Consider the following 23203-nt stretch of genomic DNA (forward strand, 5'->3'; position numbering starts at 1 on the left):
AATTAGCACTATGAGTTATTCACCCTGTGCTTTATTTCTTTATCGCAAATCCTCCGCTCTCCCCCCCTTCCTCATCCCGAATATGCAAATCATCGAACTACGTCCCTTCTATGTTTTGTCTTTTGCCTGATCCGGTGGTACGATGACATATGGAATAAACAGATGAATTATATTCAGAGAGGAACGATCACTCATGCCTTCATTCTCATATACCTCCTACGACGCCGTCGGTTTGGCTGAACTGATCCGGTCCCGGGAAGTATCCCCGGTGGAATTGCTGGAAGCGGCGTTTGCACGCCTTAAAGAAGTGAACCCGCGACTTAATGCGGTTATTCGTACATATGAAACTCGCGCACAGGAGGAAGCGGGTTTGGTTCGCCCTGGAGAACAACCTTTTGCCGGCGTGCCCCTGCTCCTGAAAGATATCTCGCAATCCTTGGAAGGTGAACTTCTAACTTCAGGCTCGCGTTTGTTCAGCGAGCATCGGGCATTACGCAATTCCAATTTTGTTACTCGACTGCGTGATGCTGGTTTTATCATCATAGGACATACGAATACGCCCGAGTTTGGCTTGAAAAATATCACAGAACCCCGCCTCCATGGTCCAACTCGCAATCCATGGAATATCAATCACTCTCCAGGTGGATCAAGCGGTGGAGCTGCCGCGGCTGTAGCATCGGGTATTGTTCCTCTGGCCGGAGCCAGTGACGGAGGCGGTTCAATTCGTATCCCGGCTTCCTTTAGCGGATTGTTTGGATTGAAGCCAACCCGCGGGCGCACACCTGTAGGACCGGGAGTTGGTCGTCAATGGCAAGGCGCATCGATTGATTTTGCCCTCTCTCGTTCAGTTCGGGACAGTGCTGCATTACTTGATACTTTACAAGTCATACAGCCTGAAGCTGCGTTCCATGCTCCACTCTTTCCAGGCAGTTACTTGGCTGATATGAGCTATCCACATCAACGCAAACTGAACATTGCGTACACAACAGATTCACCCGTGGGTACACCCGTCAGCACAGAAGCCAAAGAGTCTGTATTCAAGCTCGTTCGCTGGTTGGAAGACCAAGGTCATCAAGTTGAAGAAAAGCTGAGTCCAGTCAACGGCGTCCGATTGATGGAGAACTATTACATGATGAACAGCGGCGAGATGGCCGCGATGATCTCTTCCATGGAACGCTCCATAGGTCGGGCTCTGACGTCCGATGATATGGAGATTGAATCCTGGGTTCTGGCGGAAGCTGGCAAAAAGGTGTCGGCGGCGGAATTTGTACATAGCTTAGCTGAATGGGATGTAGCCGCAGCTCAGATGTCCACCTTATTTGAGCGTTATGACTTCTACGTCACACCTGTGAACGCTTTTCCTGCGCCTAAGATTGGAGAACTAACACCTCATGACGAACAGATCCGTAATCTGATGCGGATTAGTGAGTTGGACAAGACCCAGCAGCAACAACTCATCTATGAAATGTTTGAGCCAAGTCTTACGTATACACCATTCACCCAGCTTGCGAATCTGACAGGCCAGCCTGCGATAAGTGTACCTCTGCATGTGACACCTGAAGGTTTGCCCATGGGTGTTCAAGTGATGGCTACCAAGGGACGCGAGGATTGGTTATTACATCTGGCGGCACAGCTTGAACAATCGGACCTCTGGATCGGGATGAAAGGAAATCCACTATTCCCAGCTTAAAAGCGTAGTATGTGAAATTTAACATTAGATGCTCCTGCCCAAGTTGATCATGTTGCCATAATAGTGCATGAAAGCTTCATCCACTCCGCATACTGTAAACAAAAAGTGGTGGAGAAATAACGGATGAATACCAATCAGCGCCGTAAACAGTCTTATCGGATCCCTGCCAAAACGGGATATGCTCTTAAAGTAAGCAAAGGTTCTTTACTACGCATAACGGATCTGGAGGGACAGCAAGTCATTGATTTTGTGGCATACGATGCTACAGATGTTAACCATCGCTTGGACCCGAGTGTGACAATGGACGTATTGCGTACTTACCGAATTAAACCGGGACAGTTTGTGTATTCCAATCAATACCAACCATTACTCAAAATTGTACGTGATACCGTTGGAGTACATGATTTCTTCAATTCCGCTTGTCGTCCAGAGATGTATGAAGTGTTATACGATAAAAAAGATCATGCCAGTTGTTATCACAATCTGAACACGGCACTTGAACCCTTTGGGATCTTACCGCCGGATCAGCACTATCCCTTTAACCTGTTTATGAAGTCCGTAGTAGATAGTGAAGGTAAAATTGATGTTGCAGCTCCCGACTCTCGTGCAGGTGATTATATCGAGATGGAGGCATTAATGGATATCACCATTGGGCTCTCCGCTTGCCCTTGTGAAGAAAGCTCATGCAACGGCTACAAATGTACTCCCATTCAATTGGATGTGGAATTTTAACGGATTAACAAAGCCTTGACGCAATATGATGACTATAGTTTGTTCTAATTCACTCCTTGCGGGAATACGATGACTTGTACCCATTTTCTGTGACGACTGGTACAATTCATCGAACCCGTTAAGGAGTGAACGTGTTTATGTCTGTACTTTTCAGTTATATCATTCTGGGAATATCCTTGTCCGCTCCAATCGGTCCGATTAACGCCGCCCAACTTGACCGTGGAGCCCGACATGGATTTATGCATGCCTGGATTTTGGGACTCGGCGCCATGTTTGCGGATTTGGTGTATATGTTGCTGATTTATTTTGGAGTTGCCCATTTTCTGGACACGCCGTTCATGCGCTCTTTTCTCTGGTCGTTTGGCAGTTTTATTCTGATTTACACGGGAGTGGAAACGCTCTCGAAGTTAAAACAGGGGATTCAAGGTACATCTACTGCGGAAGCCACTGTTCGAAAATCTTTTATTTCCGGCTTTTTGATGGCCCTGTCCAATCCACTGAATATTTTGTTTTGGCTGGGGATCTACGGCTCCATTCTTGCGACGACTGTGAAACATACAGATACCGCTCATTTGTTACTCTACAGTTCAGGCATATTCATTGGCATCCTGGTGTGGGATGTCATCATGGCTGGCATGGCCAGTCGATTCCACAAACATAGCAACGAAAACGTCTTACGCTGGATCTCGATTATTTCGGGAATCTGTCTAATCGGATTTGGTTTGTATTTCGGGTACGAAGCTGTGCGTTCCATCTTTTTCTGACCATAAAATCAGGCTGGACAGTCACCCAACTCCCCCTACATTAATACTGTAACGGTATCATGTGGAATGGAGTTGGGAATCCATGGCGGAGCTGTATAGTGCCGACGAAATAAATAGTGTATATGAGCGTCTTCCATCTTGGCAGCAGGACGCTTATTCGCAATTTGCCAATATGATCGCCGATGAAAATAATATGTATCCATGTGTACCTGGACGAATTGGATTTCTGTCAGGACATTTAAGGTATGGCTTTACGTGTGATCCCCGATCAGAACAGGCTGCCGAAGATATGGCGGATCTGCTTAGACAATATGGTCCAGTATCCAGAGACACCGGTCATTACGCTTCCATGGTGGTAATCTGTGAGACACCAAGCGATCTGAAAGAGCATACAACGGTAGAACAATATCAGACGTTATTCTGGCAAATGCTAAATCGGGTGACTTCACACGATACCGAGCCGTGGCCGAAACATATTTCAACTGATCCTCATGATTCATCATGGGAGTTTTGTTTTGGCGGAGAGCCTTACTTTTGTTTCTGTGCAACTCCCGCACATGAACTCCGAGCCAGCCGACATTTTCCATATCTCATGTTTGCCTTTCAACCACGTTGGGTATTCGAATCCATTAATGACAACACCCCTCTTGGCCGTAAAATGAAAACCTTGATTCGTAAACGTCTCGCGGCGTATGATGCTGTACCTGCTCACCCTTCACTGATGTGGTATGGTCAGCAGGATAATCTGGAATGGAAACAGTATTTCTTGCCTGATGATGAGCAGACACCTTCCAAATGCCCCTTTATGCGGATGAAGCAAGCTTTAGGCAAACTGACGAAATAATCTTCACGTCGATCATTAATAATTTGTGTAACCATTCGTGGAACTTGCTTATGGTCTGGATGGTGAGGACTGCGGCGATTTGGAGCCACGTACTTTGTGAACAATATACGTGATGATCCCAAGCAATACGACAAGTCCCACGCTTGCCAGCAGACCCGTTCTGCTGGCTTTTTCCATCGCTGTTCCTGCCACTGCAGCCACAATCAATACCATGGCAATCCATACTTTGATGCGATTCCACTTCACAGGCTTCATTTTCTTAATGTATGTGATGCAGATAAGCAGCCATGTATACATCAAGACCAGACTACCTGCTGTCGTCACATATTCAAACAGGCTTTTGGGCATCCATAATGCCATCAACGTAGACAGAAGTAGTCCGGCTGCTGTGCAACACAATGCCTGAAGCGGCATATCCTTTTTCCCCCAGGTCTTTGTGAACAGCTTAGGCGCATCTCCATCTTCTGCGAGTTTCACCAACATGGACGTAATGGCATATAGCGAAGCCACCATCGTTGAGAATCCGGCAATAATCAGAATTCCGTTGAGAATGTGGACCACAACGGTTAATCCAATGGTTGACATGGCTTTGACAAGGGGACTTTCATCTGGAGTCAGCTGAGCTGAAGGCACAAGCCATAGGATCAATGCAATTGCAATCACATAGAGTGTACTCACCGATAATAACATTACGCGACCTGATTTCACTGCATCTTTTGGCTCTTTCAGGTTGGCTGCCATCAAACCCATAACCTCAATCCCGGCAAAAGCAAAGAATGCATAGATGAAACCGCTCCACACCCCCTTACCTCCATGCGGAAACCATTCATTCTTCAATTGTTCTGGTGTCACTTTTACAGGTAACCAACCGAGACATGCTGCTCCCGCTATCGCTATAAATGCAACCGTCGCAGCAAGTTTGATTACAGCTAGAATATTCTCCGTTTTGGTTAACCCTTTCGCTCCCAGTGCAGCAATGAACAGACCGATAGCAGCATAGACCGCAACAAATGCCCATAGCGGAAACTTGGGAAACCAGAATTGAGAAAAGAGCCCCAGTGCTGTTAATGAGCTCCCCATGATGAGCATTTCAGAAAACCAGTACATCCATCCACTGCCAAAACCGGCCCAAGGTCCAAATGCTTCCCCTGCGTACGTTCGAAAAGCGCCTTCCTTTGGATCATCTGCCGTCATCTGTGCCAGCGCACCAAATACAAAGTAAGTACCTGCCGCCGCCAGCACCAGCAATACGAGTACGGAGATGCCGGCCCAATGAATCGCAAGACTGGTTCCCAGGAAAAACCCTGTTCCGAGCGTGCAACCTGCGCCAAACAAAGACAGACTTATCCAACTTAGTTTATCGTCGTCATTTTTACGGTGTTGCTGACTTTTCATGAAGTTCCTCCTTCTGCCTTATCCCCTTACGGTTTACAGGTCATGGAGGTTTTATGTCTTTATTAATAAAAGAACTATTTTTAGTTTACATAATAAATAATATGTATTTTTTTAAAATTTCGCTCAACCTGTACTATTAAATTTAAGTTGTATGTTATTCGGTCCTTTTCATAATGAAATATATTTACTCACTTACAAAATTCGAAAAAAAACTGTTGACTTCTAGGTTTAGATTTGGTTTTCCTTTTAAACTTGATGGTGCATCGATGTAGCTATATGTGAAATGGTAACTAGGGTGAGAAAATGTTCTTTCTATTGTGAATTTTTCATATGTTGAAATATTATAAAATATCTGTATTTCTTTCATATCGAACGCAGACTTCCTATTTTTCGTATGATTTTCAATCGCTTCTTCGTTTTTTTTAGTCTTATTCGTCTGTAAAAACGGAAGGCTCCATTCTGGGAGTTTTTCGTTTTCCTCCTTCATCCCTTTTTCACAGGTTATCGAACTAAGTTAACGTATAGATCCTATCCCCTGAAGTTACCCAGGTCCTCTTCTGAATTCTGTTGTGAATTTTTCATATATTGAAAATATTAAATATTGATCATAAAAAAGCCGCCAGCATGGCGGCTTTGCTAATAATTCTATTTTAAAATTTAAGTTCGGCCCGTCCAATCTGCTCCGGCGATTTCCTTCCATCGTGCTCTAATCTCATCATACAGCTTCTGTGGTAGTGGCCCTTTGGCGACAAGGTCAGCATTTTGCTGCCAGCGATTGGGCTTGGCTGTTCCAACAATAGCCGTATCTACGCCTTCGGTACTTAGTGTAAAACGCAGTGCAATTGCTACCGCTGCCTGGGCATCTTCGCCCAGAAAACCATATTCAAGCTCACTTAAACGCTTCCAATATACATATGGATATGCTTCTTCCGAGAGCGTTTCAAACGTCCAGGCGGCATTAGCTATGGGCCTTTTGGCGATCACTCCCATATTTCTCTTTCTCGCCTCAGGCAACGTTAGTTCAATCGCTTCCTGATCTGCTATATTTAATGAAGTCTCCAGACTATCAAATACTCCGGTCTGAATCGCATATAGCGCATCTGTTGTATCTCCACTATATCCGATAAATCTCGTCTTTCCTGCTTCCTTGGCACGTTGAAGTACTTCGATTACGGCTCCTTGTCGAAGTACTTCTTCAGAACAGCTATGCAAATGGATAACATCCACATAGTCCGTTCTTAACCGCTTCAGACTGCGATCAATCGTCTGTTCCAGTACTTTGGCATCCCAATCCGGACCATCAATCCCGGCAGCATGTCCACATTTGGTGAACAAATAATAGTCATCGCGCCGATGGGACAACACCTCACCGATTAACTCCTCGCTGTCACCATAACATTCAGCCGTATCAATCACGTTTAATCCCGCATCCAAGGCACTATTCAGCATTTTTTCAACATCACCTCTGGATGAATCCCGGATCTCCGACCCACCGAATCCAAGTGTGCTTACTTTCATACCTGTGTTTCCGTAATTACGCGTTTCCATCGTTATCTTCCTCCAAGTTCAGTGAATTGGGTACAGATAAATAGAAATATAGATAACTTCCCTTATGTTATTACCCATGTGTTGGTTATGCCACCCACTTTTTCAGATAGTTCCCAACTGTACTCATCTAGAATCCGTAGATGGACATGCCACCGTCAACCAATAACGTCTGACCTGTGATGTATCCCGCTGCATCCGATGCCAGGAATACGACCGGTCCTACCACTTCTTCCAGTTCTCCCACACGCTGTAGGGGTGTACGACTTACAATTTCCTGCAAATACTGGGGATCATCCAGCAGTTTTTCGGTCAGAGGTGTTCGGAAATACCATGGTCCTACTGAATTGACACGGATTCCATATTTCCCCCATTCCAGTGCGAGAACTTTGGTCATATGAATTAATGCAGCTTTGGTCGCACCATACACGACCCCTGTTCGAAGAGCTGTGTGGCCGCCTACCGATGAGATGTTGATGATCTTCCCACCCTCGCGCTCCTTCATATGCTGACCCGCCAATTGCGAAGCGAAGAAAGCCGATTTTAAGTTTGTCTGCATGATCGTCTCCCACTGCTCGTCCGTTACTTCCAGTGCCGGTGTCCGTATGTTCATACCTGCGTTATTCACAAGAATGTCCAGACTCCCCATCTCCGAGATCGCCTCTTTAAACGTCTCTTCCATTTGTTCTTTTGATGTCACATCCGCCGCCAGAGCGAGCGCTTTACGCCCTGTCTGTTCAGATATGTATCCGGCTGTCTCCTCAATTTCTTTCATCGTTCGGGATACAAGTACAACGTCACTGCCTGACTGGGCCAGTCCGATCGCAATTGCTTTTCCGATCCCTCTCCCTGCACCTGTCACCAATGCAGTCTGTCCATCGAGATGGAATGTGGGTACGTTCATGACACTCACTCCTTCATTAGATTCTTACTTTCAGCATTCAGGCAGAATGCTTCAATATGTAGGTAAACCCCGAATCGAATCAGGTTACAAAATACTGGCTTGGATTGCCCAACTCCGGATGGAACTTCTCTCGAAAACGGCCTCCCGTATAGTCCCCTATAATTTTTCGCCAGAACGCCTGCGCAATGACATTGTTACGAACCTGGGTCACTTTCCACCTTCCTGGGAATCGTTTGAACAGCTCATATGCTGCCCGAGTGCCTACGCCACTGCGCCGATACTTTTGCATCACAAAAAACTCAGTCAAATAGTAGTCGTTATCCTTACTTCCAGGCTCCAATTTCTCCACCAGAGCAAACCCTGCAGGTGCCCCATCACTTGTAATCAAAAAAGGAAACTTGCGGTCTTCTTCTGTCCAGAATGCCTCCAGACCGGGATATTCCGGGTAAATACCGTTGCTGTCCACATCAATATTCAGATATTTGGTAAAATCATATAAGTAAAATTGCATTAAATGCCGAATCACCTGACTACGTTCCCGGGGAACCAGCTCTATTTTCATATTCATCCGGTTCACCTCCTCTGCTCTGCGTATACTGATTACTTTAAAGGTTTACGCGCCGAAGGGCAAGGAAGCATCTCCTACTTCCTGCTACATTAGTGAACAAGCTGTGAGCATGTAAATTATGGTACACTAGAGCATAGAATACGATTAATTTGAATATTAATCTGATATGTTTTTTCACATGGAGGTGTCGAACTTGACCAACGTGCAAAAAGAGATTGATCGACGCAAGCTGGATGACAAACTACCTTCCATGCCTTGGTTCGTTCAGCAATTCATGGACTACAAGCTGCCTGACCTATCCCCCTCTACCCTGCTCGAATATCTGAGAGATTACGAAGCTTTTTTCGGTTGGTTACGAGCAGAAGGACTGTCCGAGGCAAGCTCTAATAAAGAGGTAACGTTGAATGAACTGGAAGTCCTTCGCATGGATTCAGTCACCGCCTATCGGTTATTTCTCACAACCAAACGGGAAGGAACCAATTCCAGAATTACCGTCTCTCGCAAACTCTCTTCCCTTCGCTCCCTGTTTCATTATCTGAGCCAGATTGCGGAAGATGAAGACTTTTACCCTTTGCTGAAGCGGAACATTATGGCCAAAATCGAGATCAAACGTACCCATAAACCCAAGGACACTGCTGCCAAACTCAAAGGTAAAATTCTCGAGGAAGAGGAACTGCTTGAATTTATCGGTTATATCCTTGAAGGGTATGCTGTCGATATGGAGAAGAACAAGCAGGCACTGTATTCCCATGAGCTCAACAAAGAACGGGACGCCTGTATCGCCAGCCTCATTCTCAATTCAGGATTACGTGTGTCGGAAGTTGTGAATCTGAACGTCGATGACCTCGATCTTAATAATAAACTCCTGTATGTTTACCGCAAAGGTAATAATGATGAGACGTACAAAACACCCGTATATTTCAGGGAACAGGCCAAGGATGAACTCGCAACCTATATGAACTTGCGGCAATCACGTTACCGTACGCCCAAGCGGGAGAAGGGTCTGTTCATTGCTCTGCGTAACGGAGATTCGGAAGGAAGCCGAATGACCAAAAGAGCGATTCAGGCCATGATCATGAAGTACGCCAAACGTTTTGGCAAACCATACTTGACTGTGCACAAATTACGACATTCATTCGCAACCGACTATTATCTGCAAAATGATATTTACAAAACGAAAGAGCAGCTTGGACACGCTTCTACGGAAACGACCGAGATCTATGCTCACCTTACCGACAAAACGATGTCCGAAGCCATCGAACGTCGTACTGACGATGGGATGTAACATCCTTAACGAAAAAGCAGCAAACCGCATCAAGGATTTCGTTCCGAGAGAGGTTTGCTGCTTTTTTCGTTTGTTTCATTTGTTTCGTTTGTTTCGTATGCTTCGTTTGCTTCGGATCATTCAAGGAAAGAACATAATAAGAATAATCTTAGTTTACATAATAATAGTTACGTTGTCATATATCAGGATCACTCACACTTATTGTACATTCAATCATGTGCAGCAACATTGATGTCATCCTTCTTCATGTTTTACCCGATTCGACTTCATCCATCAGTCTTGCTTGCTCCCGACCATCTCTAACAACGCCTTGGCTATTTCCTCCGTTTTATGCACCGAGTACCACGTTATATCTCTTCTTACGATGCTCGGCTCCATACACTGCTCTGAAGATAACCATGAGATTATACCTAATACCCCTTCAAGCTGGCCTACTAAGGTCAGATTATTCTCTTCTCGAACCATCACGAATTTGGGATAAGATGCATCCTTGAATCCTTCAATAACAATCCAATCATACCCGGACAGATGACTTAACATATCCTCCAACCTGCTTGCTTTTCGTTCCATAATCGCAGTACGGTTCTCCGACATGACAACCACGGCCGATGCCCCTGCCTCACCAAATTGATACGAATCCGTTCCCTCCTGATCCATCTCGAAATGGTCATGTCCATCATGCTTAATCGCTGCTACCTTAAGTCCCATGGAAGAAAAATGCCCAATCAACGAAGCAATTAAGGTTGTCTTGCCCGTATTTTTGTATCCAACAATCTGGATGATATGTGGTTTAGTATTACTCATATCAGTCATCTATCAACTACCTCACAAGATCTGTGGGCAGTTTGAGAATACGGACCTGCTCACCCGCAGGAATACCTTTTTTCTCAGGCGGAACAACAATCAGGCAATCACTGTCCTTAATGGTGATCATCACGCTGGACTCATCTACACGGGTAGCAGCCGGGATCGCGTACACCATGCCGTTGCGGATCTCTGTGCGTCCACGTACGAATCGTGTAAAATTGTTCACTTTCGTGTATTCTTCTTCCAAGATCGCAGTCCATTCTTCCAAATAAGGATGAGCATCCGCCTGCATGGAACGAATGGTTGGACGAACAAACAGACCAAAACCCACAAAACAAGCCCCCGGGTTACCGGATAGTGCAAAAAGTAATTTATCTTTATACACAGCAGCTGTGGTTACACTGCCAGGCCGCATCGTCACTTTGTTAAACAACATCTCCACATGTTCTTCCAGCACAAGTTCGCCCATAATATCATAATCTCCGACAGATACTCCACCTGTGGTCACTACGATATCATTATCTTGAATGGCTTCTTCCAGTTTGGCCCTTGCCGTATTCACATCGTCTGCAATAGAACCATACATCACAGGCTCTCCACCTGCTTCAACGACCAGAGAACGGAGCATGTAGCTGTTGCTGTTTCGAATCCGACCTGGTTGTAATGGCTCGTCAACATCTAGCAATTCCGTACCTGTTGCAAATATCGCCACCTTGGGACGTTGAAATACAGGAACTTCTGCTATGCCAAAAGTAGCTAACACGGACTGCTCTCCTGCTCTGATGATCGTTCCTGCTTCGAGCAGTTGCTGTCCCTCTTGGACTTCCAGTCCAATTGGTGTGATGTTAGCACCCGACAATATGTGCCGCTTCAATGCAATCCACTGTTCTCCGTTCTCTATCTTGCTCTCCGTCATCTCCATCATAACTACCGCATCTGCACCTTCCGGAACCTGTGCCCCCGTCATGATGCGAGCCGTCGTACCTGAAACAATGGTGTGGTCCGAGGTGTAACCGCAAGGAATTTCATCAATAACACGAAACCAAACTTGATGATCACTCGATGCATCTATGGTATCTGTACTTATAATCGCGAATCCATCCATACCCGATCTCCGGAAGAATGGATACGGATGCGGTGCCTGAATCGTCTCTGCAAGTGTACGGCCATGGGCAGATTCAAGGTGAACTTTCTCTATGGCGCCTAAAGCAACTCTTTCAGCTATTTTGGCTTGGGCATCCGGTACCTGTACGGCTGTACGATTGAATTTGGCAGTTGTCATATCATGTGGATGTGAGTTCAGTTTCAAAAGTATTCTTACCTCCTAGAGACATATCATCTTTATAGAAAAGTGTAGCCCGAATACTGTAAGATAACAAGTACATCAGATATTGAATCCTATGATAAAATTTTCAATTCATATAGAGGCAACATTCCTTGACCCATATTCAACATGAAAGGTATCTTGTCTGCCCATAATATAATGGACTAAGGGAGGCGATGGACATGAGTGAGAAATGTGAATTATGTGGAAGAGAACCTGTAAGCACGACTGTTCATCATCTGACACCCAAAGAAATGGGAGGAACATTTCTGCCAACGGCCAACCTGTGCATCCCCTGTCATAAACAGATTCATTCTCTATACACCAATCAAGACATCATAACACTTGGTCTTACGAACCTGCAGTCCTTGAGACAAGCTGAACGAATGGTTCCCTTTATCCGCTGGATTCGCAAACAACCTGCTTCAACCATTCCCCGTGTACGGAAATCCAATCATGTTCGCAAATCGTAAACCAAAAAGAACAGCTCCAAGGTAAATGTGACGGCAGAGATAAATCCGCCTTACCTTGGAGCTGTTCTTATTCATTGGACTATTTGATGGTTGGTGGACACGCATAGGATTAGATCATTATCTACGCCTCATAATGCGGCCGCCGCCCACTCTGGTTTTCGGTTTTTTGTAGGATTTCTTAGGTGAATCAAACAACCCGCCCAGACCACCACTGCTTTTGTTACGATCAATGGTTCCCTTGCTCTGATCCTTGTTACGGTTGAATAATCCTCCGCCCGATCCCACGCTTGAATCTTTATCGCTTCCGCGCCTTGTAATCGTTCCTTTCCGATCAACCGTAATCGGTGGAGCAAGCTTCTTGTCATTACTTGTTGGTGCTCGGTAAGATCCTGCACTCGGTTTATACGTATCTTTATTGGTATATCCTCGATAGTTGCCATAACCTCGCCCGCCAAAAGAATCGAACAGATTACCAATTAATGTAGCGGTGAGGTAACCTTGTAAAAAAGATGAATCGTAGTTCTGCCGGACATACTCCTTGGAGTCCACCTCAATCAAGGTATCCTCCGGCTTGTTCGGGTCTTGTTGCAGGTGATAATACTCATCCTGATACACGAGGAACATACGCTCAGTGTTCTCTGCCGAGATCTGATCCGGTTGCCTTTGGTCAGATAATTCCCGAGCCACTTCCGGAACGGTGCGGTCCGAAGCCCGGTACACATAAGACGTTGAGTTACCACTGCCGTTAACCGATTCAAGCGGATATGTGTCCTGAACAGAAGGTGCTCCGCACGCGGACAACAGAGACATCACAAGGCTGAGGACCAGCATTAATTTTAATCCATGTGCCAAGCGTTTTTTCATTGGGAACCTCTCCTAGCTCGAACGAATCACTTTGATATCCGCAGGAAGAATGGACTCACCCTCATACAGTGTAAATCTTCTGTCTTGCCACTCCACGCGAAGAAGCATATTATCATCCGACTGATACTGCCATACCAATTGTTCTCCAGCCTGACCATACGGAGTTCTGCCTGCCGTTGATACCATGCCTCCATACTCTTCCTCCAGATGATATGCGCGTCCATCCAGATCCAGCAATGTGGGCACCTCATCAGGTGCATCAAGCCTGCCATCAATTGGTGTATATAGAACGTAACGTGTGAGTTCCCGCTCTTCGATATGCAAATATCGAAATGCGGTACCATCCTGCAGCGTGAGCACAACTGCATTTCGAGCGCGATTTTGCACCCGACCAACAACTTCATAAGTGACCAGAGAAACCTCACAGATATCACCAGGTGCAAGCTGAAGCATGGTTTTCTCTGCCTGCGGTGGTTCAGGTTTCGTTAGTATTCCTTTAATTCGTTTCCATACACTCATGAGAATTACTCCTGTTCCTTATCTTATAAACAAGCTGCAATAATCAGTGCGCCCACGATATGTAAAGCGCCAGAGAACAACCCGTATCCTGTCTTCCCTTGCTGAATTCCGGTATCCAGATCCAGATTGGCCCATCTGCGAATCATAAAGTGTACAACACTCTCCAGAATCAACAAAATGATAAAGGATACAACGGAGACCAACAATGCTTCACCAAGATGACCAGCCGTAGAAATGGACGTAGCGAGTACATATCCTTGTGCAAATAATTTCATCACCATACGTGTAGTAACGGCCATATTGCCAGCCTTAACTTCAGCAAAATCCTTATATTTCGTAAACAGTGAATCGACATACATCAAAACAAACAGCAAAACCGAACCAGATACTGTCCAGACCAGCATCGCCAAAATATTTAGATCCATTTACACAGCCCCCACATATCAACATGAACCGCATTTAAAAGCGAAGGAGAAATACTCTTCTCCTCCGCTGGTCAACCCTGCTGACTTACAAGGTATTAATTCTTATTATCGTACTGTTTCATCAATGCTGCGAGCTCATCTTCAACAGCCTGATCTTTACCCAACTTCTCGAACTCTTCATCCAAAGACTTGCCTTTGGAAGACATTTCGTTGCTTGCTTCTGCCTGTGCTTCCATCTGCATCATTTTCTCTTCCATACGCTTCATACCAGCACTTGCAGTATCGGAGCCAAACCCATTCAACGCTTTGTTGATTTCCGTTTGGGCTTTTGCTGCATTGTAGCGGGCTACCAATGTTTCGCGTTTATTCTTCATTTGAGTCAGTTGCTTACGCATCTCGTCGAGCTTGCCACGCAGGTTATCTGCAGAAGCCTTGTTTTGATCATAGCTGGTTTTGTACTCAGCCATCTTCTCTTCAGCAGCCTTTTTCTCTTCCAGGGCGCGTCGAGCCAAATCCAGATTCTGAGCACGTGCCGCCGTATGCGCCTGCTCCTCACGTTTCTTCACAAGAGCTTCCTGCTCTTCATACAACTGCTTGAATTTCTTTTCAATCGCGATCTGTTGAGCTACTGCTTTCTCCGCATCTTCCAGATCCTCTTGCATGTCACGGATATATTGGTCCGTCATCTTGATTGGATCTTCCGCCTTGTCAATAATGGCGTTGATGTTAGACATGGTTAGATCACGCAAACGTTTGAAAATGGACATTATGTTATTCCTCCTAGTCAATATTACATCGTATATAAACATACATACGTAACAATCTACAACTCGTTTCATTTTTAGCAAATAAAATCAAAACGTGCGATTGCTCTTTAGATTAGGAAGATCGATTATCCTTGCTCAAGATGATCCTCCATTAGCCTCTCTGCAGTCTGCACGATTTCATCGATCTGCATCCGTGTGATGGCATCAAAATGAATACCTATAATCACCGTAACAGTTACTTTCAACTGTAGGGCCGCCTTTCGGGCTAGGCGCTCACACAGCTCTTGTTCCTTATGACCCGGAATATGTACCGTCGTCCCGCTAACCCGCTCATGATCTACATAGAACGTGGATACGGCGCCAATATGCGCCTTACCTCCGGTAACGAGAAAAACCTTATCTTCGCCAGCTTCAATGACCTCTAAACGTATGGATTTCAAATCATATGTACTCATATCCTAACCACCTATCCTTTTCTATATGTTATATATGGAGGAATTATGGCCGTCATGGGATAAATCGACAATGAAACTTCTCACACTACGCATATTTTATGGGGACCCGGGGCATACCAAGAAGAACGTCATTTTGGAAAAGGAGGCTGTTATTATGCGCGTACGCCTCATTATGCTGATGGTTATCGTTATTTTTCTCGGAGGATATCATGCTCCGGTATCATCGCGGGATTCTTCAAGCCCGCCAAGTGAATCGGTGTCCGGTTCGGATGCCGGGGAAGAAGAACAACTGACATTAGGACAGTTACGTCAAAAATATGCCGATACATTCAAAACCAATGGCCCTTCAACAAAGAAAGTTGCCCTAACTTTTGATGATGTACCTGATCCACGGTTTACTCCACAGGTACTCGAAGTATTGAAGAAATATAATGTCAGAGCTACATTTTTCATCGTGGGCAGTCGTGCTGAGAAACATCCCGATCTGGTGAAACGCATAATTAAGGAAGGGCACATGGTTGGTAATCACAGTTACAATCATCCGGAATTCAGTAAGCTGTCGATGAATGCCTTTCGCAAACAAATTTTACATACCGGGGATATTATTCGACGCCTGGCGGGATATACGCCAAAGATGATTCGGCCGCCTTATGGAGACATTAATGAGGAACAGCTACGTTGGGCAGCAAGACAACACTATAGCATTGTGAACTGGAACGTGGACTCACTCGACTGGAAAGGCCTATCTAAGGAACAGGTGAAAGATAACATCCTGTCTGCCGTCAAACCTGGCTCGATCGTTCTGCAACATGCAGGAGGCGGTGTAGGATCTAATCTAAACGGCACGATTGAGGCCTTGCCAGAAATTATTGAGGAACTGCGTAACCGAGGGTATGAACTGGTCACCTTGGACGAAATGCTGGGGTTGCCAAAGGCCAAAGATTAGGATACCCGAGACAGAAAAAAAATGAGTATAGTAAAAGGGTGCTGTTCAATCACAAGCTAGCGACTGGCAGACACCCTGTTTGAATTTATTTTAGATGTAATTTACGCCCTACTTCAGAATGTACAGCTCGATATCCTGAAAACCAAATGTGCTTACAGACTGCTTGCTACCGGGGATGAAGATATCGATCCGGTGACCCTTGATTGCACTGCCCACATCACGTGCTGTGGCTACAAAAGCCTGTTTGGGCAATCCTGGATGGCTGTGACCCGTTACCAGTACTTTGGTTCCAAGTGGAATCACACTTGGATCAACTGCAATCGTACCCAGTTCAAGGTCATTCCCGAAATAATCGACTGGACCCCATCCTCCATTTTCAGACGGATCTGCAGAGTATGCCGTTGCTTTCACATCCACAGCTTTGCTGTAGTCGAATGTTTTACCCCAGGCTTGAACCACTTTGTTATCGGTGTTAACGTCCAAGCTTGCTGTGGTAACCGTTTTGGCCTGAGTCTTGCTCTCCGTCGCCGCAGCAGCTACATTCTTTGCCTTACCTGGAATCGTAATTTTCAAACCACCATAAATGTTGTAAGGCGAGATGTCGTTGTTTGCTTTAACTAACGTATTGATTGCTACTCCGTATTGTTTTGATAAGGTATAGAAGGTATCCCCCTCTTTGGCCACATGAACTGAATCAGCGTGAGCCGGAACGGCTTGTATGAGCATTGCTGTTGTCATTAATGCTACTGCTGTTTTGGCTATACGTTTCTTGTTAATCATGGTCTTCCTCCCTCATTGTGCCTGCGAAGTTAGTTGTCGGATTCGGATGAGGAGCCCACCCTATAGGTTCATCATTACATTTGAAACGATATGTACCCCTAATTCACCCCAAGCAGTGTGCTGTAGATCTTCCCCCTGCACAGTCTGCATCGTTACATCCCCCGCACTCCCTGTCCGGAAGTTTCGGCAGAGTTCAATATATCACAATTTTGTAACCTGAACTTGTAGTAATTCTTACCAAATGGTTTTAACATGTAAGCATATGTAAGAATACAGGATACTTTAGAAATGTTGGGCGTCATAATTCCTTAATAATTGGTAACAGAATAGTTACTTCTTCCGAATCCATACGTGGTAATTTTTCATAAAAAATAGCGTCACCGACTCGAAGTCAGTAACGCTATTTGATCAATTCATTTAGAGTACTTTCGCAAGAAAATCACGTGTACGTGAATTTTTCGGTGCTCCAAATACCTCATCAGGCGTTCCCTCTTCCACAATAACCCCGCCATCCATGAACAGGATTCGGTCTCCCACTTCACGTGCAAAACCCATCTCATGTGTTACGATGACCATCGTCATCCCGCCTTCTGCAAGACGTTTCATGACATCCAGCACTTCGCCGACCATCTCAGGGTCCAATGCCGACGTGGGCTCATCAAACAGCATCACATGCGGCTGCATGGCCAATGCTCTAGCGATAGCGATCCGCTGCTTCTGTCCACCGGACAGCTGATTCGGGAATGTATCTTTTTTATCGTACAAGCCCACGGTGTTAAGCAGATCAGCAGCAATTTTCTCCGCTTCCTGAGTGGATTGTTTCTTCACTTTAATCGGAGCAATTGTAATGTTTTGCTCTACCGTTTTGTGTGGGAACAGGTTGAAGTGCTGAAACACCATGCCCATTTTCTCACGAGTTGCGTTAATGTTGTGCTTGGGGTCCGTGATTGACACGCCTTCAAAATCAATCTCTCCTGAGGTAGGCTTTTCCAGCAGGTTCAAACAACGCAAGAATGTACTTTTACCTGAACCGGAAGGGCCGATGACCACGACAACCTCACCTTTACCAATCGTCACGTTAATGCCCTTAAGCACATCGTTATTTCCATAAGATTTGTGTAATTGTCTAACGTCTATCACTTGCACTCAACTTCCTTTCCAGTCGTCCCAGCAGCTTGGACAAAATGAACGTTAATACAAAGTAGATGGCTGCAGCAATCAAAAATGGACTCAAGCCTTGATACGTAATGTTTTTGACCACACTTGCCTGATACATAATGTCCACCATACCGATGACCGAAATAATGGAGGATTCCTTGATGATGGTTATGAACTCATTACCGATCGCAGGTAATACAGCTTTGAAGGCCTGTGGCAATATAATATAACGCATCGCATCGCCTCTTCCCATACCTAGGGAACGAGCTGCCTCCAACTGACCACGATCCACACCTTGAATACCAGCACGGAAAATCTCTGCCAGATAGGCACCACTATTAATGGAAAGTGTGATGATACCTGCCTGAAGGGCAGTGAAGTTAATGCCAAAGGACAAGGAGAAACCATAGTAAATAATCATCAACTGTACCAACATCGGTGTACCCCGGATCACTTCAACGTAAGCTGTACCGATCCAGCGCAGGATGGCAACATCATGCAGACGGAACAAACAGATGATCAATCCGATTATTACCCCGAAAATAACACCAAGTGCGGACAACAAAAGAGTATAACCTATACCGGTTGCATAGAAACTTTTGAACTGCCAGAACACTTTAAAAATATTTTGTGATTTGTCCACTTTATCAGCCATCAGGAGACTGGCATCCGTCACCATCTGGTTGATCTTATCCTCACTTTTCAATCGCTCCAGCGTTCCATTTACTGCAGCGAGCAGCTCGGTATTACCTTTACGAATCCCGATTGCCGCTTCTGCTTGCTCTTCGTCCGGGACAGCAGCAGCAAGTCCAATGATATCGTCCAGATAACCGGCAGCAACGGTATCTTCAACGATTGCCGCGTCAACACGTTTGGTTTGCAGTTGAAGCACAATATCAGAGATTTTATCCAGCGCAGTAAGTTTTGCTCCAGGAATCTTCTGTCCGATCGTTTCCTGAATGGAACCTTTCTGCACACCAATCTTTGCATTTTCGAGTTCTGCCATGGTTGGATACTTGTCTTTATCCGCATTTCGAACCATGATCACTTGTTTTGATTTATAATAGGTTTCGGAAAAATCAATACTTTTCTTCCGTTCATCGGTCGGTGTCATGCCCGAAACGACCAGATCGACACGGCCACTCTGCAATGCAGGCAGCAGGCCGTCGAAGCCCATATCCTCAATCACAAGCTCAGCGCCAAGATCTTTGGCAATTTCTTTGGCAATCTCAATATCAAAACCAACGATCTCATCTTTGCCATCAATTACTTTATGGAATTCATAGGGTGCAAAATCGGCACTTGTACCGAGCACCAGCTTTTTACCGCTTGAATGATCTGTAGTTCCACTTGCAAGTGCCACAGGAACGGCAGTTGTCAGCAGAACAACAAAGGTCAACAGCATCATGGTGTAACGACTTATCAATTTCAACCTTGTTCTCTCCCCTTACAATACGTTGTATGCTTCTCATGTTGATGACTGAGTCATTATAAAGTACAATGCATGATTATGCAATGCATTTTGACATTACAAATCTTGATCTGTTTCTGAAAAAATAAAGCAAACATGATATAATCAATGAATTATTTTCATTTTTGCATAAGGAGTTTACTAATGACATCTAACAAATCACAAATTCTGACGGTTATTGATCAATATGCTTCCCGTTTTAAAGCCATTTCATCATATATCGGTGCCAACCCCGAACTGGGAAATGAAGAGTATCTCGCTTCTGCCCGTTTGAAAGAAGAACTGGTCTACCACGGTTTTACGGTAGAGGCTCCCGTTCTTGGGCTGGAGACAGCCTTTATCGGAACGTATTCCGCTGCAAAACCCGGCCCTACCGTTGCATTATTGTGCGAATATGATGCCTTGCCGGAGATCGGTCACGCTTGCGGTCACCATCTGATCTGCATGATGAGTCTTGGAGCTGCTGTAGGGCTGAAATCCATACTGGATGAAGTAGGTGGAACGATTAAAGTGTTTGGTACACCCGCAGAAGAGACACGTGGTGCCAAAGTCCCAATGGCGGAAGCAGGGTTGTTCGATGACTGTGATGTTGCCCTTATGGCACATCCGTATTATGCCTACGAAAAGTCGGGCAGCTCGCTGGCGATTGACGCTGTACAATTTGAATTCCATGGCCGATCTTCACATGCTGCTGCTAGTCCGCATGAAGGCATTAACGCACTTGATGCTGTCATTCAAACGTTCAACGGAATCAATGCATTCCGCCAACAAGTGAAAAGCACCGTTCGGATTCATGGCGTAATCAACAACGGAGGTCAGGCAGCAAACATCATTCCTGACTATGCTTCTGCACAATTTTATGTACGTGCAGCAACTCGCAAAGAACTGAATATCCTCACCGAACGTGTGATTCAGATCGCTGAAGGTTCTGCTCTGCAGACAGGTTGCAAGCTTGTGACATCCAACTATGAAACGTCATATGACGAGATGGTCACCAATGAAGCTTTCTCAGCGGCGTTTAGTCAAAATTTGATGGAACTCGGCATCCCACAAGAAGAGATTGTCAGTGGTAACGATCATGGCTCCATGGACATCGGTAACGTTTCCCTGAAATGTCCTGCGATCCATCCTTACATTCGTGTTGTGGATGAGGTTCATACCCTGCACTCCATAGCCTTTCGTGATCTTGCGCTTCAGGAACGCGCGCTGGATGGCATGATTTTGGGAGCAAAAGCACTTGCTGCAACAGCTTATGACGTCCTGAGTCAGCCAGAGCTGCTTCAAACCATTCGTACAGAGTTCGAGCAGGGGATTCGCTAAGATTCAATTCAATATTTTATATAGGGGTACCCTAAACAGACTTGAATACCAAGCTGTTCAGGGTACCTTTTTCTTCATTAACTGTACGTATATTCAGCATGAAGCTGGAGATGCTGTGAAAGTAAGCTTTGAAAATGATGAAAATAATTCATTTTATTACAGGAAATGTGGTTCATTTGCTGGCTAACTTGGTTAAATATAACTATAAGTGCGTGTCCAAAAGACCGGCGGCTTTTGAACAACCTCTATAACTTATCCTATACTCAGGAGGTGCTGTCATGCTACTCGAAGCCATGTATCATGTTCCTCGTGACAAGTGGGCTTATGCTTATAATTCGTCTACCATACATCTGCGCGTACGAACCAAACGAAATGATGTACAATACGTGACTGCACTGACCGGAGATAAGTACGATTGGAACGGAACGTACCAGGAAATTCAATTGGAGAAAGCTGCTTCGGATAACATGTTTGATTATTGGGAAGCTGCCGTCAAGCCACAATTTAAACGTCTCACCTATATATTTCGGATAACCGCTGGTTCGGAAGATGTTTTTCTTGCGGATAACGGCATTCATTATGACGCCCCTTATCCAACCGGAGGATATTATGAGTTCTCGTATATACACGAAATCGATGTGTTTAAGGTACCCGAGTGGGCCAAAGAAGCCGTCTTTTATCAGATCATGACTGAACGGTTTGCTAATGGAGATCCCAAGCTGAATCCACAAGAAACCCATGACTGGGGTGGCAAACCGGAGTTGGACAATTATTTTGGTGGAGATCTGCAAGGTGTGCTGGATCATTTGCATGACTTGACCGAACTTGGCGTGAACGCCATTTACTTTACCCCGTTATTCCAGGCCAATTCCTACCACAAATACGACACGATAGACTATAAAAAAGTCGACCCCCATTTCGGTGATAATGCCCTACTCAAACAATTGACAGAAGAATGCCATCGCCTGGGTATCCGAGTAATGCTTGATGCTGTGTTTAACCATTGCAGTGAAGACTTCCCTCCCTTTCAAGACGTGCTCCAGAATGGAAAAAACTCAAAGTATGCCGGTTGGTTCCACATCAATGAATATCCGGTTCAGATCAAGGACGGTATACCTACCTACGATACTTTTGGTTTCTATGGCAACATGCCCAAGTTTAATACAGCGAACCCTGAGGTTAAAGCATATCTGCTCGATGTAGCAGAGTACTGGATTAAGGAAATCAAGCTGGATGGCTGGCGTCTGGATGTAGCAAATGAAGTGGACAACCATTTCTGGCGTGATTTTCGAAAGGTTGTTAAGGCAGCGAATCCTGAAGCCTATATTGTTGGGGAAGTATGGAGCGACTCCTTGACCTGGCTTATGGGAGATCAATTCGATTCCGTCATGAATTATCCGTTTGCCGACAAAGTGCTTCAATTCTTTTGTGGTTCAATGGATGGTTATCACTTTGCGAACGAGATGGGTTCACTGATTATGCGCTATCCTCAACAAACCAACGAAGTGATATTTAATATGCTGTGCAGCCATGATACCCCACGACTGCTCACCCGATTAGGAGAAGACAAACGCCGATTAAAATTGTCCGTTGTATTCCTTTTCACCTATATCGGTACACCTTGTATTTTCTATGGCGATGAGGTGGGAATTAGTGGTGATGCTGACCCGGATTGTCGAAAATGTATGGAGTGGGACCCTGCCAAACAAGACAGAGAACTGTATGATTTCTATCGTCTGATGATTGATTTACGCAAAAGTAATGAAGCCCTGCGCAAAGGACGTTTCCGATTCCTTAAGGCTGATCACAATGATCCCTGTATCGTGTATGAGCGTGTTGATGATAACCTTCACTTTACCGTATGGATGAACAATACACCTCAAGATCGAACGCTCTCTCATCCTATGGAAACGAAAGACTGGAAGGATGCATTAACTGAAGAGCCTGTCTCTCCAACCGATGGAATGATGAATATTAAGCTTGACCCCTATGGATACCGCATTTTGTATAGACAGCTTGGTCCAGCAACTACCCAACACAACTAAAGTTTAAATTCATTCAGTCATATAAAAGTCAACAAAAACACTCCCACCGTCTCAGATGATGACTTTCATTCTGAACTTTGGAAGTGTTTTTGTTTATTGGATTAAAAACCACAGCATGATAT

The 23203-nt window shown here is 45.1% G+C and carries 23 protein-coding genes and 1 riboswitch; of the genes, 9 read left to right on the plus strand and 14 right to left on the minus strand.

Features of this window, described 5'->3' with window-relative positions; genetic code table 11:
• The first annotated feature begins 193 nt into the window (after positions 1 to 193).
• The 4 genes from ACE3K2_RS12805 to ACE3K2_RS12820 all read left to right on the plus strand — a co-directional run bounded on the left by ACE3K2_RS12805 (position 194) and on the right by ACE3K2_RS12820 (position 4030).
• A complete protein-coding gene (locus ACE3K2_RS12805) occupies positions 194 to 1690 on the plus strand; it encodes an amidase (protein ID WP_421890421.1) in 1497 nt (498 codons plus the stop codon).
• 123 nt (positions 1691 to 1813) lie between these two features.
• A complete protein-coding gene (locus ACE3K2_RS12810) occupies positions 1814 to 2422 on the plus strand; it encodes a DUF1989 domain-containing protein (protein ID WP_421890424.1) in 609 nt (202 codons plus the stop codon).
• Between the two features lie 137 nt (positions 2423 to 2559).
• Positions 2560 to 3186, plus strand: coding sequence for a LysE family translocator (locus tag ACE3K2_RS12815; RefSeq protein ID WP_421890427.1), 627 nt, complete (start codon positions 2560 to 2562; stop codon positions 3184 to 3186).
• 82 nt (positions 3187 to 3268) lie between these two features.
• Positions 3269 to 4030: a YqcI/YcgG family protein gene (locus tag ACE3K2_RS12820; protein ID WP_421890429.1), complete on the plus strand. Its 762-nt coding sequence runs from the start codon at positions 3269 to 3271 to the stop codon at positions 4028 to 4030.
• A 48-nt stretch (positions 4031 to 4078) separates the two neighbouring features.
• On the opposite strand, the gene ACE3K2_RS12825 is transcribed toward ACE3K2_RS12820, so the two are convergent.
• From ACE3K2_RS12825 to ACE3K2_RS12840, 4 genes are all read right to left on the minus strand, one after another.
• Positions 4079 to 5425 carry an amino acid permease gene (locus ACE3K2_RS12825; protein ID WP_421890432.1) on the minus strand — a complete coding sequence of 449 codons (1347 nt, stop codon included), beginning with the start codon at positions 5423 to 5425 and terminating at the stop codon, positions 4079 to 4081.
• A gap of 657 nt (positions 5426 to 6082) precedes the next feature.
• The gene (locus tag ACE3K2_RS12830; RefSeq protein WP_421890434.1) at positions 6083 to 6973 is read right to left on the minus strand and encodes an aldo/keto reductase; all 891 of its coding nucleotides are present in this window, start codon (positions 6971 to 6973) and stop codon (positions 6083 to 6085) included.
• 127 nt (positions 6974 to 7100) lie between these two features.
• Positions 7101 to 7874 (minus strand): SDR family NAD(P)-dependent oxidoreductase, encoded by a 774-nt coding sequence (locus tag ACE3K2_RS12835; protein WP_421890437.1) that lies wholly within the window; start codon positions 7872 to 7874, stop codon positions 7101 to 7103.
• A gap of 79 nt (positions 7875 to 7953) precedes the next feature.
• Positions 7954 to 8442 (minus strand): GNAT family N-acetyltransferase, encoded by a 489-nt coding sequence (locus ACE3K2_RS12840; RefSeq protein ID WP_421890439.1) that lies wholly within the window; start codon positions 8440 to 8442, stop codon positions 7954 to 7956.
• Positions 8443 to 8620: 178 nt separating this feature from the next.
• Here ACE3K2_RS12840 and xerS point away from each other — a divergent pair, with 178 nt between their 5' ends.
• Positions 8621 to 9727: a tyrosine recombinase XerS gene (gene xerS / locus ACE3K2_RS12845; protein WP_091029427.1), complete on the plus strand. Its 1107-nt coding sequence runs from the start codon at positions 8621 to 8623 to the stop codon at positions 9725 to 9727.
• 273 nt (positions 9728 to 10000) lie between these two features.
• Here xerS and mobB read toward each other — a convergent pair whose 3' ends face one another.
• Together mobB and glp are read right to left on the minus strand one after the other, a co-directional pair.
• Entirely contained in the window at positions 10001 to 10540 is a 540-nt protein-coding gene (gene mobB, locus ACE3K2_RS12850; protein WP_421890442.1) for a molybdopterin-guanine dinucleotide biosynthesis protein B, read from the minus strand.
• Between the two features lie 7 nt (positions 10541 to 10547).
• On the minus strand, positions 10548 to 11837 hold the full coding sequence (glp, locus tag ACE3K2_RS12855) for a gephyrin-like molybdotransferase Glp (protein ID WP_421891214.1): 1290 nt from the start codon (positions 11835 to 11837) through the stop codon (positions 10548 to 10550).
• A gap of 203 nt (positions 11838 to 12040) precedes the next feature.
• Between glp and ACE3K2_RS12860 the strand changes: the two genes are divergently transcribed.
• Positions 12041 to 12331, plus strand: a complete 291-nt coding sequence (locus ACE3K2_RS12860; protein WP_421890445.1) for an HNH endonuclease — start codon at positions 12041 to 12043, stop codon at positions 12329 to 12331.
• Positions 12332 to 12448: 117 nt separating this feature from the next.
• Here ACE3K2_RS12860 and ACE3K2_RS12865 read toward each other — a convergent pair whose 3' ends face one another.
• The 5 genes from ACE3K2_RS12865 to ACE3K2_RS12885 form a co-directional block, all read right to left on the minus strand.
• Positions 12449 to 13195: a DUF4247 domain-containing protein gene (locus ACE3K2_RS12865; protein ID WP_421890448.1), complete on the minus strand. Its 747-nt coding sequence runs from the start codon at positions 13193 to 13195 to the stop codon at positions 12449 to 12451.
• Positions 13196 to 13207: 12 nt separating this feature from the next.
• Positions 13208 to 13714, minus strand: a complete 507-nt coding sequence (locus tag ACE3K2_RS12870; RefSeq protein ID WP_421890451.1) for a DUF4178 domain-containing protein — start codon at positions 13712 to 13714, stop codon at positions 13208 to 13210.
• Between the two features lie 23 nt (positions 13715 to 13737).
• A complete protein-coding gene (locus tag ACE3K2_RS12875) occupies positions 13738 to 14139 on the minus strand; it encodes a DUF350 domain-containing protein (RefSeq protein WP_017688100.1) in 402 nt (133 codons plus the stop codon).
• Between the two features lie 95 nt (positions 14140 to 14234).
• Positions 14235 to 14906: a PspA/IM30 family protein gene (locus ACE3K2_RS12880; protein ID WP_421890454.1), complete on the minus strand. Its 672-nt coding sequence runs from the start codon at positions 14904 to 14906 to the stop codon at positions 14235 to 14237.
• Positions 14907 to 15031: 125 nt separating this feature from the next.
• The gene (locus ACE3K2_RS12885) at positions 15032 to 15361 is read right to left on the minus strand and encodes a hypothetical protein (RefSeq protein ID WP_421890456.1); all 330 of its coding nucleotides are present in this window, start codon (positions 15359 to 15361) and stop codon (positions 15032 to 15034) included.
• Between the two features lie 154 nt (positions 15362 to 15515).
• Between ACE3K2_RS12885 and ACE3K2_RS12890 the strand changes: the two genes are divergently transcribed.
• Positions 15516 to 16307, plus strand: a complete 792-nt coding sequence (locus tag ACE3K2_RS12890; RefSeq protein WP_421890458.1) for a polysaccharide deacetylase family protein — start codon at positions 15516 to 15518, stop codon at positions 16305 to 16307.
• A gap of 108 nt (positions 16308 to 16415) precedes the next feature.
• Here the strand turns inward: ACE3K2_RS12890 and ACE3K2_RS12895 are convergent, their stop codons facing one another.
• The 3 genes from ACE3K2_RS12895 to ACE3K2_RS12905 form a co-directional block, all read right to left on the minus strand.
• Positions 16416 to 17087 carry a 3D domain-containing protein gene (locus ACE3K2_RS12895; RefSeq protein ID WP_421890461.1) on the minus strand — a complete coding sequence of 224 codons (672 nt, stop codon included), beginning with the start codon at positions 17085 to 17087 and terminating at the stop codon, positions 16416 to 16418.
• Positions 17088 to 17089: 2 nt separating this feature from the next.
• A riboswitch (cyclic di-AMP (ydaO/yuaA leader) is annotated at positions 17090 to 17286 on the minus strand.
• 218 nt (positions 17287 to 17504) lie between these two features.
• Positions 17505 to 18227, minus strand: a complete 723-nt coding sequence (locus tag ACE3K2_RS12900) for an amino acid ABC transporter ATP-binding protein (RefSeq protein WP_307535516.1) — start codon at positions 18225 to 18227, stop codon at positions 17505 to 17507.
• Positions 18214 to 19677, minus strand: a complete 1464-nt coding sequence (locus ACE3K2_RS12905; protein ID WP_421890464.1) for an ABC transporter substrate-binding protein/permease — start codon at positions 19675 to 19677, stop codon at positions 18214 to 18216. Before ACE3K2_RS12905 ends, ACE3K2_RS12900 begins: the two co-directional genes overlap by 14 nt.
• Before the next feature lie 183 nt (positions 19678 to 19860).
• Between ACE3K2_RS12905 and ACE3K2_RS12910 the strand changes: the two genes are divergently transcribed.
• A complete protein-coding gene (locus tag ACE3K2_RS12910; RefSeq protein WP_421890467.1) occupies positions 19861 to 21036 on the plus strand; it encodes a M20 family metallopeptidase in 1176 nt (391 codons plus the stop codon).
• Between the two features lie 278 nt (positions 21037 to 21314).
• The gene (locus ACE3K2_RS12915; RefSeq protein WP_421890470.1) at positions 21315 to 23081 is read left to right on the plus strand and encodes an alpha-glycosidase; all 1767 of its coding nucleotides are present in this window, start codon (positions 21315 to 21317) and stop codon (positions 23079 to 23081) included.
• The last annotated feature ends 122 nt before the right edge of the window (positions 23082 to 23203 follow it).

The organism is Paenibacillus sp., assembly GCF_048976745.1.
Lineage (GTDB): Bacteria > Bacillota > Bacilli > Paenibacillales > Paenibacillaceae > Paenibacillus.